Here is an 11,760-nt window from a genome sequence, read left to right as displayed (position 1 = left end):
TCCGAGATAAGCAGGCGTCGTGCCGAAGCCGAATCGTTTTCACAACCCTTTAATTCTCCAAGGATTTGCGTCGACAACATGGGAGAACCGACATTTCACGCAAACAACGAAATCCACGAGAATCCGTAACCGGCTAACGAAATTTCGTGAATTGCTCACGAGAAACCGACGCGGAGGTCGAGAAGCGGGAATGCGAGAATCTGAGGGAGGCGCTGAGACGCACGAACTTGCAAGTCTTGCAGGGCGAGCGCGATCCGCCGCCCGAACCGAGTGGCGGCGGATGATTTACGGCCCTCATCCGATATCGGTCCTGGCCTTCGTCATAGCAAACGGACAAAAAAACAGTGGTTTATGAGGCGCTGCGGACGGCGAACCGGAGCTTCGCCGAGGAAGAACGCGGGTTCGCAAACCGTTCCTCGGCCGAGGCGCGGATCACTTCGGGCGCGATCGACGCGTAGGTCCCGTCGTGAAGACCGTCCTTGAAGGCGGCTTTGACCCGGCGATCTTCGCCGGAGTGGAACGTCAGGAAGGCGATTCGCCCCCCTGGTTTCAGACAGAACGGGGCCATGCGGAGGAGGGCCTCCAAGGCGCCGAACTCATCGTTGACGGCGATCCGGATCGCTTGAAAGACGCGGCGGACCGCGTCGTCGGCGGTCCCCAGGCAACGGCCGGACCAGCGTTCGAAAACGGTCTGCACGATCGTGGCCAGCGCCCGGGTCGAGGCCAGCGGCGCGCGTGCCTGGGCGCGAACGATCGCGGCGGCGATCTCGGCGGCGAGGGGTTCGTCGGCATTGTCGACGAGGATCCGGGCCAGCTCGGGTTCGGCCAGCGTCGACAGCAGGGCCGAGGCGGGCAAGCCCCGGGCGGGGTTCATCCGCATGTCGAGCGGGCCGTTCTCCTTGAAGGTGAAACCCCGCGCGGGGTCATCGATCTGCATGGAGGAGAGGCCGAGATCGGCGAGCACCACGTCCGCGCCTTCGGGCGCTTCCGCGGCGACGAACTTCGTCAAGCCCGCGAAGCTCATCCGCCTGACGACGACCGCTTCCGCGGGAAAGCCGAGTGCGCGAAGCCGAGCCTCGGTCTTGGGCAGCTCGATCGGGTCGGCGTCCACCCCGAGCAGCCGTCCCCCCGGTTGCACGGCCGCGAGCAATTCGCGAGCGTGACCGCCGTAGCCCAAGGTGCAATCCACCGCCACGTCCCCGGGCCGAGGTGCAAGAACCTCGAGGATTTCGGAGACCATGATCGGCCTGTGCGTGCCGGCCGGCGTCTTGCCGCCGGCGATCACCTTCGCCACATCGTCGGCATACTGCTCGGGCCGGTGCTCCTTGTACTTTTCTGAAAACTTTCGCGGGTTCTTGCCGCGATATCGTGGGCGTCGCCCTGGCTTCTCGGGAGTGGGGTCGGTCATGGCCGGATTCGCGATCCGAGATTTGGAACGTGGAAACGTTTCACGATTTTATCACCAATAGGAAAGTCCTGTCAGACCACATGTCCCGCATCGGCTACGGCCTGGCCGGCGGGCGGTGGGAAGAGGTCAAACCGATTATCGCCGACGAACTGACCTCGCAGGATGTCGAGGTAACGGTCTACTGTACAGAGTGAGCATTTGAGTCCAAAGTGTAACGCACAGTTACGCGAGCTGGCCCTGCGGCCTGCTCCCCGTCAATTCGCCACCCAGAGCGACCAGGGGATCGTCGCCAACCAAAGGGCACCCACCACTCGCCCGGAACGGTCGATCCAGCCTGCCTCAGGGTGCCACCGGCGAATGGTCAGTAGGACCAGCCACGAGAAGAGCACGGCCCCGCCCGGCAGGATCGATCCGATCAGGGGAGGGATCATTATTAGGTTGAAGTACTCCACGTCGATGCTCACGACGGCGGCCAAGCACAACGCTACGGAGGCCACGAAGCCCGGCTGGAGCCGCCATGAGGACGGCCTTGGTTGGCGCAGTCGGGCGACGATGAGGGCCAGGGTGAGGGGTATGATCAAGCAAAACAGGAGCTGGACGCCGCCCTGGATTAGCAGGAATTGCGGCGGCAGTTTCCGCGCGAAGGCCGTCCACCATCCCAACAGGTCAAAGCGGCTTGACGGTATGAGCAAGCCATACCATTCGACCATGTCCGACATGGGGCGGAGGGAGATCGCAAGACCGACCGCGAACGCGAAGATCAGGATCATCGCGTCGCCGGTGCTTGCCTTGCGCGGCTCGGCGCTCGGTGGTGCTGTGTCCATCGCCGGCTCCGGGGAAGTCAACGGATTTCCCTAGCGTATCTACCCCGAATTTCTTCATCAAGTGGGCGATCCGGCAACCGCCGGCCGGCGACGACTCTGGCCGCCATCCCTCCTCCCCCATCCCCAGCCATCGAACCAGACGAACTGCAGCCATGCACGTACGAAGTCGAGGCTGAGGGGCACTTTCTGCTTGAAAGCCAGTCCCCCTGTCACATTCCCAACTCGTTGACGAAATACTCTCAGGGGTCGACCGCTTGACACTGAATGATGCGCGAGGCCACCGAAGCGAGCATGTGGTGCTCGATACCGGCTGCAACCATTGATTCAGGAAGACAACTCATGGCCCCTCTAAAAAAACCCGCCCCGACTCCACGCACCAATTCCCGCTTTGATTATGTGGATAAGCTGCCCAGTAACGTCCCGCCCATCGAGCATCCGTTTTCCGCGTCGTCCCCGTCGGACTTCGGTGGCCCCGCCGAGGCCACGTATTACTTTCCCATCGAAGTGATGCCAAACAGTCAAGACAATGCAACAGGGGTCTTCTTTCCCGCGGGATTCAAGTTTCCGGACAAGATCAACGTCATCCTCTACTTTCACGGGCACAAGAAGGATGAATTCAAGACCATCAATGAATACTGGAGCGGAAAACTCCACGATCTTTACTTGCGTGAATACATCAATGCCACCGGGAAACAGGCTGTGCTGATCGCGCCGACGATGGGCGCGGCGCCCGGCAGCAGCCTCAACCCGGGCATGGGCATCTTTGCCAATTCGGGCGGGGCGGATGATTTCCTGGCGGAAGTGACCAAGTGGATCTGCAAGCATGTTCCCCAGTATGCTGACAAAAAGAGGCGCCCCGAGATTGGCAACATCGTACTCGCTGGTCATTCCGGAGCGGGAGGCATCCTCTCGCAGCAGGTCAGGACCATGCGCTCGCCGGTCTGCGAAGTCTGGGGATTCGACACGATGTATGGCCAGGGATCTCGCACCATTGAGGTCAAAGGAAAGAAGAAACGAGTGGACATCGACGTCATCGGGGAGTGGCTCGAGTCGGCCCTGTCTCACCACTCCTTGGTTGGATTTCAAACACTCCCGGGGATCCTTCCCATCCCGATCCCGAAACTCGTTCCGACAACGCGTTTTTATTTCTATTGGGTTGGATTCGATGATCCGGTGAAAGGTCGATCTTTGGAACTGCAAGCGAAGATCCGGCAAATGGGACTCTACAACGTGGAGATCCTGGAAAGCTCAAGGGTCAGTGGACTAAAATATGATTGGGACAATCATTTTGGGACCGTGAGCCAGAATTTCAAAAAACGGGTCGCCGACGCGCCCTGTTTCTGACCGACCTCGCACCGACCGTCTCATTCTCGTGACGGGCGCGTCGAGCGGCCACGGCTTCCTGATCGCGCGGAATGGCAAGCGACTTGCACGATGCCGAAGTCGAGTTGCCGCGTCGCTCCAAGGCACCATCCCCAACTTTCTGAACCGGGCCGTGCCGGCGGCCGTCGACCCGAGTCGGGCCTGAGCCTGAGCCTGAGCCTGAGACGAGGAGGATCTTGGTGAAGAAGTCGAGGGATCGATCGCGAACGGAGTGGACTTCAACGGCGGCGAGTGGCCTCTAGCGACGTCTCTCCGGCGCGGTTAGCCTGTGGCGAACCGTGGATTCACCGTTTTCATCGCAAACTGCCGCCGGACCCGCCATGCCTACTGTTTTGATCACACCCGAGCCACTCCGCGATCGACCTGGTTCATACCGCGAGGTTTTCGAAGCCGCCGGATTCCAATGCGTGGATTTCCGCGGCGAGCAGGTTCCCAGTGAAGCCTCGCTCCGCGCGATTCTCCCCGAGGTCGACGCCATGGTGGCGGGCGGCGAACGAATCACGGCCGCGGTGCTCGACGCCGCGCCTCGGCTTCGCGTGATCGCGCGCACCGGGGTCGGATACGATGCCGTGGATGTGGTCGCGGCGACCGCCCGTAATGTGGCGGTCGTGATTACTCCGGGGACGAACCACGAGAGCGTGGCCGAGCAAGCGTTCGCCCTTCTCCTGGCGCTGACGCGGAGCATCGTCAAGAACGACCGGAGCATCCACCAAGGGGGCTGGGATCGGACCCTGGTCCAGCCGTTGCGCGGCAAGACGCTCGGCCTGGTCGGCCTGGGCCGGATCGGTCGCGCGATGGCGACGCGGGCCCTCGCCTTCGGCATGCGCGTGTTCGCCTATGACCCGGTCCCCGACCTCGATTTCGACACCCGCCACGGCATCGTCCGCGGCTCGTTCGAGGATTTGCTCGCGGCGGCCGACGTCGTCAGCCTGCACATGCCCCTGACCGCAGAGACCCAGGGCCTGATCAACACCCAGACCCTGGCGCGGATGCGCCCCGGTTCGTACCTGCTCAACACGTCACGCGGAGGCCTGGTCGTCGAGGCCGACCTGGCCGCGAGCCTCGTTTCGGGCCACCTCGCCGGCGCAGGGCTTGACGTCCTGAAATCGGAACCTCCCAAGCCGGACAACCCATTACTGAGTGCCCCCAACGTCGTGCTCAGCCCGCACATGGGGGGCATCGACGTCAAGAGCATGGCCGACATGGCCGAACTGGCCGCGAAATGCGTCGTGTCGCTCTACCAGGGCGTCTGGCCGGCCGACTGCGTCGTCAACCGCGAGCTGGCCAAAGACTGGCGCTGGTGATCCGGATCAAGAGGAACGGAGCCCTGAACCTCCGTTCCTCACCCTGCCAATCTTATGATCCTCACAAATTATCTCGATTGGCTGATCCAAACAGGCAAACAAAAGAAATTAGGGGGCCACGGGTTCCGTACACTTCGGAACCCGTGCGCCACAGGCCAAGGCATTCCCGCACCCGGCAAGATGAGCCTCTTTCCCGGAGGATCTCTGGCCTGTTCACCCACGAGATCGTCGCTTAATCGATCTCACCCATCTGGACCCCGAGGTCGTCCACCACCTCCAGGAGACGCGGGCCATCCCCGGACGCCACGACCAGGACCGGAGTGCCGAGCCGCATGCAGGAGGGGTGGTCGGAACGCATTTGCATCCGGTCCATCCCGAGCACCTCGAGCTTACGGTTCCCCTGGCTCTCGAATTCCTCGGTAAAGTAGGTCAAGTTGTCGCACGCGGTGTGGTCGATGATCGAGACCCCGTCTTCAAGGTGGAGGTAGACGTTCTCCGCCTCCGTCGGGATATTCTCCAACTCCTTGCTCAGTTGGAGGGTGTTGAAACAGACCAGCGGTCGCCCCAAGTAGAGGTGGTAGGCCCCGTCGATCAACTCGCGATCGACCACCGGGTTGCGGAACAGGTCGGCGACCCCTCCCACCGTACCGGTCGCCAGCCCAAGCGGCGTGGCGGCTCGGATCGGCAAGACACCGGCCCGTAACTCGAAGACGAGAGTCATCAGCATCTTGGCACTCGTGCCGATCATGATGCCCCAGAGCAGGTCGGTCGCCAGCGTGGCGATCACCGTGGTGCCGAAGAGCAGCAACTGCTCACTGCCGATCGCGGCCGTGTGCCGCCAGACACTGGGCCGGCACAGCTTGTACCCCGTGAAAATGAGAATTGCCGCCAGCGCACTGAACGGGATCAGGTTGATCAGGCCTCGGCCCACAAACAAAAAGATCAGCAGGAAGCACGCGTTGTAGAAGTTGGCCCACTGGGTGCGTCCCCCGCCTTGGATGCAGGCGGTGCTCTTGACCCCGCCAGGGATGATCGTCAGGCCGCCGGCCATGCTCGAGCAGATGTTGCTCACCCCCATCGCGAACAAGGTCCGGTCGGGGTCCGACTTGCGGCGAAACGGGTCGATCCGGTCGATCGCCGCGATGGTGGCCAGCGATTCGACGCCGTCGATCAGCGTCAGGGTGATGACAGCCGTCACGACGGACAGCCAGAGCGACCGATCGGCGATCAGGCCCTGAAAATTCGGCAGCACGATTCCGTGTTTAAAGGGATCGTCGGGGATATGAATCAAGTAGCGGCTGTCAAGCTGGAGCAGCCGGGCCAGGATAATGCCAATCCCGACGACGAGCACCTGCGAAGGGACGACCTTGAGCCAGCGGGCCTTGAGCGATCCGAGCGAGAAGACCAAGACCAGGCAGACCATCCCCAGAACCAAGACCTTCGGCTCGGTCTGCCTCAATTGCGACGGCGTCTCGGCAAGCATGCTGAAGAATTCATGAAACTTGAACTCATGACCGATCAGGTGCGGCAACTGCTTGGCGATGATCATCAGGCCGATCGAGGCGAGCATGCCTTCAACCACGACGGAAGGGAAGAACGTGCAGAACCGGGCCGCCTTGAGCTTACTGAGGACGACCTGGACGGCCCCCGTCAGGCAGATGACGCCGAGCAAGAGCGGGTAACCGGTCTTCAAGTTCCCCCGCCCGAGAACCGTCATCGCGACCAGCAAGGCGGGCGCCAGGCCGGCGGCCGGTCCGCTGACCGTCACATAGGAGCCCCCCAGGAACGGGAGGATCAGGCCGGCGATGATCGCCGACAACAGACCGGCAATCGGCGGAGCCCCGGAGGCGACCGCGATGCCCAGCGAAAATGGCAATGAAATCAACGAGACCAGGAGCCCGGCGAGGAGATCATGCCGCCAGTGCTTGAGCCCGGCCAGGCCATTGCGCGGCTTCTCCAATGCGCCAGTGAATTCGGTTTTCATAGACCTATTCTCTCCGGAATCCCACGAGGGATCGTGCCGCGGATCGAGGGCGTAGAGCCAGCGGGAATGGGGGGGCACGCAACGGACGCCGCACGTCATCCCGGACCGAGGGCCCAGCTCCCGACAGCGCGGGGAGCGAACCCTACGGCGCGTTGATCGGGAATGAGATCCGTTCCCGGTGGGATCCGCGCGGCGCCATCGGACGGCGTGGGGGGGAGGGGACGAGGCCGATGGAACGGGTGACAAGGGGAGAGAGGAGAAGCCGGCGGGGGGGGAGTGGGGGGCCGGCTCTCAGGAGAAACACGGGGGGGCGCGGAGCGATCGCGATCGTCCGCGAACGTGTTGGGGATCCGGGGGCTGCTCGGGAACTGACTCGTGGCCGAAAACGCCAATCGTGATCGGAGCGAACGAGTCGGACGCGATCGCCTCCTTCTCGCCCTTCTCTTCTTCTCCCTCGCCGTCCTCCAACACCGCTTCCTGGTTGACGGGAATCCCGTCACCCGCCCCCGGCAAAGACGACCCCACGATCCAGAGAAGATCCGGCGGATGGAAATCCGCGGGACCTTCGTCGAAGGCCGCTCGTCCCAGGGTGAGCAAACTGAGTAAAAGGAGCGAGGGAGTTACCACGAGTCGTTTCGCGCCTGCATAAAGTCGAGGCCGAAAAAATGGCCGGCGAATCCGATTGACTCACCGCCCAAAACGAGGACCTGGCGTCACCCAAAGCAAGGACTGTGCCAGGACTCGCCGAATTCTCACGATTTCATCGCAACATCAGTCTCACTCGGCAGATAAACCGTCTCACCAAGCCCGCGTCAAGGCCGTGGCCACGGCCGACCCCGGAGTGGGATCCGGCAATCATTTGCCGGGGCGGCGGGTTCTTGCCGGTGCCCGCGGGTGCTTGCCAGCGCGGCCCCGCGGAGTGGCGATGTAGCCGGGTGAATTCCCTTGGTATGATGGATCATCCTTTTGGATGAGCGGGACGACGAACGAACCGATTCGCCCTCGCCATTGGCAACGGTGACGCGATCCTCCGGCCGCACCTCCCCCCCAGGGACGGCTCACGAGGAAATGCACGTTCCGGCGCGGCGACAAACCGATGGTTTCGATAGGCCTCGCAAACGTGAGGGGGGACGGCTTGATGGGCAGAGGAGGGGGGGAGGGCCTTGCGTTACTCCGCATCAAGGCCTCCGAAGCTCAGACCCGGATCTCGTTGACTCCGGCGATCGTCCTGATCATGCTCGTGGTGGCCCTGGTGTTGAGCATCGCCGCCGTCCAACAGGTCTTCGTAGAGTATCGCCTGCTGGGGACCTGGGTCGGCGGGCTCCGTCCGGTCCCGGTGGCCGAGATCGAGTCGTTACGGCAGGAAATCGGCACCCGGATCATTGTCCGGGCCATGGCCTCGGCCGTGCTGCTGCTCTGCACGCTGACGACGCTCTGGCTCCAGCAACATCAGCTCGGCGTCCGTCGGACGTTGCATCAGGTCAAGTTGATGGCCCGCGACATCCTGGCCAGCATGGATCAGGGCGTCATCACGATCGACCTCCAGAACAACGTCACGAGCATCAATCCGGCGTCGAGCCGAATCCTGGGGTTGGAGCCCGAGTGCGTCGGCCGCCCGCTGGCGAGCATCGCCTCGGGCGGATCGCCCCTGATCGCGCTGGCCACCCAGGTCGCCGCGCGGCACGTGGCGGTCTGGGACCAGGATTTCGACGTGGAACGGGGCGGCCGCCTCCGGCGAATTCGGGCCCACGCCCACGTGCTCAAGGATTCCGCGGGCGCGGCCCTTGGTTGTGTCATGCTCGTCCGTGACGTGAGCGACCGGATCCTGATGGAGGATCGCGTCCGCCGGATGGAGCGGTTCGTCAGCCTGGGAACGCTGGCCTCGGGCCTCCATCACGAGATCAAGAATCCGCTGACCGCCCTGAGCATCCACGTCCAGTTGCTGGAGAAGCGGCTGCGCGATCCGAACCTCAAGAAACCGGTGGATGAGCTGATCGAGGTGCTCAAATCCGAAGTGCTCAGGCTCAACGGCGTCCTCGATAGCTTCCGCGACTTCGCCAGCCTCCCGCATCTGATCGTCCGACCGACCGATGCCCATGAAATTCTCGAGGAGACCCTCCGGCTGATCGGCCCCCAGGCCGCCCAGCAGAATGTCGAGGTGACGTTGGATCGCCCGCCTGCGAAACTCCCCCGAACTCTGATGGACGCCGACAAGTTCAAGCAGGCGGTCCTCAACCTGGTCATCAACGCCCTGGAGGCAATGCCCGAGGGAGGAAGCCTGAACCTCCACGCCTCCGCCCCGGATGGCGAGTTATTGATCAGGATCACCGACACCGGACCGGGAATCCCGTCGGAAATCCAGCAAGACCTGTTCAAGCCCTATGTCTCAACCAAGACGCGAGGGACCGGCATGGGGCTGGCCCTGACCGAAAAGGTGGTCAGCCAACACGGAGGCCGAATCCTTTTCCGGACCGGTCCTCAAGGAACGACCTTCAGCCTCTTCATTCCCCGGGAGCCGATCGCCGGGGCCAACGGTGCACCATGAGCGATCGACCGTTTCGCATCCTGGTTGTGGACGATGAACCCAACATCCGCTCGGGGCTCGCCCTGGCGCTGGCGGAGGAGGCGTCCTACAACGTCACGACGGCGGCGGACGCGTCCGAGGCGTGGTCCCTGTTCCAGCGGATGCCCCATCAACTCGTCATCACCGACCTGAAGATGCCGGGCCCGCTCGGCGGTCTCGACCTGGTGCGGTTGATCAAACACGAGTGGCCCGAGACTCTGATCCTGGTGATCACCGCCCATGGCACGGTCGAGACGGCCGTCGAGGCGATGCGGCTGGGAGCGCACGATTATCTCACCAAGCCCGTCGACCTGGAGATTCTCGGGCACCTGGTCCACCACGCCTTCGAGCACCATCGCCTGCGAACCGAGAACCGCCGGCTCCGCGATCGGCTGGCGGCGGCCGGAGAGTTCCCGGAGATGATCGGCCAGAGCGCCGCGATCCACGACGTGTTCGCGTGCATCCGCCAGGTCGCCGATACCGACCTCACGGTGTTGATCCAGGGGGAAAGCGGCACGGGCAAAGAAGTGATTGCGCGGGCGATCCACAACCTGAGCCGGCGCCGCGACGGGCCGCTCATCACCGCCAACGTCGGGGCGTTGCCGGAGACGCTCATCGAAAGCGAACTGTTCGGCTATGAGAAGGGGGCGTTCAGCGGAGCGATCCGCCAGAAGCCCGGCTGGTTCGAGATGGCGGATCACGGCACGCTCTTCCTCGACGAGGTCGGCGAGATGGCCCCCAAGACGCAGGTCGACCTGCTCCGCGTCCTCGAGCAACAAGAGGTGCGCCGAGTCGGGGGCGAATCGCTGATCCCGCTCGACGTGCGGATGGTGGCCGCCACCCATCGGGACTTCGACGAGCTGGTCGCCGAGGGCGCCTTGCGCAAGGACCTGTTCTACCGGCTCAACGTCGTGCCCCTGCGGGTCCCCCCGTTACGCGAGCGGCGCGACGATATCCCCTTGCTCGTCGAGCACTTCCTGCAACGGGCCTGCACCCGACATCGCCGCGAGCCCAAACTCGTGGCCGGTGCCGCCATGCGCGTCCTGTGCGACGGCTCATGGCCGGGCAATGTCCGCCAGCTCCGCAATTGCATCGAGCGACTCGTGGTGATCGTGGAAGGCCCGGTGATCCATGCCAGCGACCTGCCCAAGGAAATCCAGGCACCACCACGGCCAGGCACCCTGAACCTCGACGCGGCGGTCCAGGAAACGGAGAAGGGGGTCATCCTCGCGGCCCTGGCTCAATGCAATAACCACCGCGAGCGGACCGCCCAGATCCTCGGGATCAGCGTCCGCACCTTGCGCTACAAGATGAATCGCTACTCCCTCCAATAACCCCGGGCCGACCCCATTCGATCCCGGTCGGATCGGGCCGGCAAAAACCCGCCGCGGCCGGCAAAAACCTGCCGACATATCTGGCTCCGAATCCCCCGCAGGGCAAGTGACCGAGCAAGGTCGCCTTCCCTATCCCTTACAGCGATTAGGCCTTAAGAAAGATCCGCCGCGGCCGGCGCTGTCCGGTACGCGCAATGCTCTTTCGCTCAGGCGGAAACCTCCGACCGATACAACGGGTCCACACTCGTCGGTGACGGTGCGAATGTCGCAAGCCTTCTTCTGCCTCCGGCTGAGAAGGCATGCCCATCTCGCCCCGTGTTCCGTCCGGAGTCGTCCGCGCTGGGCTGAAGTGCGATCCGCCCACCGGACTTGAGAGACCGACCCGTCGACCCTTGGCCTTCGGACCACGCTCCCCCCAAAGCGGAGCCGTCCTGAATGGGCCACCGGTCCGGCCCGATCGCGAGTCCAGCGTCAGTCGGAGGACGCCGTTCACTTCCCTCCACGCGCCACAAACCAAGCGAATTCAGAGGAACCCAGTCATGACGCCTTTCACCAGTCGCCTGTCCGAGCTCACAACCGGGTCCCCGAGGCAGGACAATCATCGAGTGTCGCCAAACCGACCCAGCGCCGACACAGCCCACCAGTCGATGGACCGCCTCAGTCTCTCTTGCGAAGCCCCGCACGACGACCCCAAGGAAAACCTGGACCACCTCAGCCTGACGAGCGATGAGCAACGGGCCGATTCCGGTAATGACCGTTGGATGTAACGCAATCGTCTGAAAACGATCAACGTACGGTGAGAAGCGCTGGTCCCGATCGCCAGCCATGGCGTGCGCGGTCATTGCGATCATCAGCAGGTCGCGTATCAACCGTCGCCCGCGACTCATCCCGCTCCGGCATCGGGGGGGAAGCCGGCTTCGAGCGTCGCGACGCCGGCAAATCAGCGACTCTTTTGACTCG

The 11,760-nt window shown here is 63.4% G+C and carries 10 protein-coding genes; 6 read left to right on the top strand and 4 right to left on the bottom strand.

From position 1 onward, the window contains the following. Positions 1–349: 349 nt before the first annotated feature. Positions 350–1,408 carry a 16S rRNA (cytosine(1402)-N(4))-methyltransferase RsmH gene (gene rsmH / locus BUS42_RS26545; RefSeq protein ID WP_074312066.1) on the bottom strand — a complete coding sequence of 353 codons (1,059 nt, stop codon included), beginning with the start codon at positions 1,406–1,408 and terminating at the stop codon, positions 350–352. 29 nt (positions 1,409–1,437) lie between these two features. On the opposite strand from rsmH, the gene BUS42_RS43845 reads away from it, so the two are divergent. Then, on the top strand, positions 1,438–1,602 hold the full coding sequence (locus BUS42_RS43845) for a macro domain-containing protein (protein WP_159452298.1): 165 nt from the start codon (positions 1,438–1,440) through the stop codon (positions 1,600–1,602). A 60-nt stretch (positions 1,603–1,662) separates the two neighbouring features. On the opposite strand, the gene BUS42_RS26540 is transcribed toward BUS42_RS43845, so the two are convergent. Then, positions 1,663–2,232, bottom strand: coding sequence for a hypothetical protein (locus tag BUS42_RS26540; protein WP_074312064.1), 570 nt, complete (start codon positions 2,230–2,232; stop codon positions 1,663–1,665). A gap of 264 nt (positions 2,233–2,496) precedes the next feature. Here BUS42_RS26540 and BUS42_RS26535 point away from each other — a divergent pair, with 264 nt between their 5' ends. Both BUS42_RS26535 and BUS42_RS26530 read left to right on the top strand, forming a co-directional pair. After that, positions 2,497–3,576: a hypothetical protein gene (locus tag BUS42_RS26535; protein ID WP_143206518.1), complete on the top strand. Its 1,080-nt coding sequence runs from the start codon at positions 2,497–2,499 to the stop codon at positions 3,574–3,576. Between the two features lie 359 nt (positions 3,577–3,935). After that, positions 3,936–4,919 (top strand): phosphoglycerate dehydrogenase, encoded by a 984-nt coding sequence (locus tag BUS42_RS26530; RefSeq protein ID WP_074312061.1) that lies wholly within the window; start codon positions 3,936–3,938, stop codon positions 4,917–4,919. Positions 4,920–5,151: 232 nt separating this feature from the next. On the opposite strand, the gene BUS42_RS26525 is transcribed toward BUS42_RS26530, so the two are convergent. Both BUS42_RS26525 and BUS42_RS26520 read right to left on the bottom strand, forming a co-directional pair. Beyond that, on the bottom strand, positions 5,152–6,903 hold the full coding sequence (locus BUS42_RS26525; RefSeq protein WP_074312060.1) for a SulP family inorganic anion transporter: 1,752 nt from the start codon (positions 6,901–6,903) through the stop codon (positions 5,152–5,154). Positions 6,904–7,194: 291 nt separating this feature from the next. Beyond that, positions 7,195–7,530 (bottom strand): hypothetical protein, encoded by a 336-nt coding sequence (locus tag BUS42_RS26520; protein WP_143206517.1) that lies wholly within the window; start codon positions 7,528–7,530, stop codon positions 7,195–7,197. Between the two features lie 511 nt (positions 7,531–8,041). Between BUS42_RS26520 and BUS42_RS26515 the strand changes: the two genes are divergently transcribed. From BUS42_RS26515 to BUS42_RS26505, 3 genes are all read left to right on the top strand, one after another. After that, positions 8,042–9,448: a two-component system sensor histidine kinase NtrB gene (locus tag BUS42_RS26515; protein WP_074312056.1), complete on the top strand. Its 1,407-nt coding sequence runs from the start codon at positions 8,042–8,044 to the stop codon at positions 9,446–9,448. Beyond that, complete coding sequence (locus BUS42_RS26510; protein ID WP_074312055.1) at positions 9,445–10,800, top strand: sigma-54-dependent transcriptional regulator; 1,356 nt, start codon at positions 9,445–9,447, stop codon at positions 10,798–10,800. The genes BUS42_RS26515 and BUS42_RS26510 overlap by 4 nt, the downstream gene beginning before the upstream one ends. A 605-nt stretch (positions 10,801–11,405) precedes the next feature. Beyond that, the gene (locus BUS42_RS26505; protein ID WP_254053810.1) at positions 11,406–11,567 is read left to right on the top strand and encodes a hypothetical protein; all 162 of its coding nucleotides are present in this window, start codon (positions 11,406–11,408) and stop codon (positions 11,565–11,567) included. The last annotated feature ends 193 nt before the right edge of the window (positions 11,568–11,760 follow it).

This window comes from Singulisphaera sp. GP187 (genome assembly GCF_900129635.1).
In the GTDB taxonomy this organism is placed as follows: Bacteria; Planctomycetota; Planctomycetia; order Isosphaerales; family Isosphaeraceae; genus Singulisphaera.
This window is presented reverse-complemented; position numbering and strand designations above follow the sequence as displayed.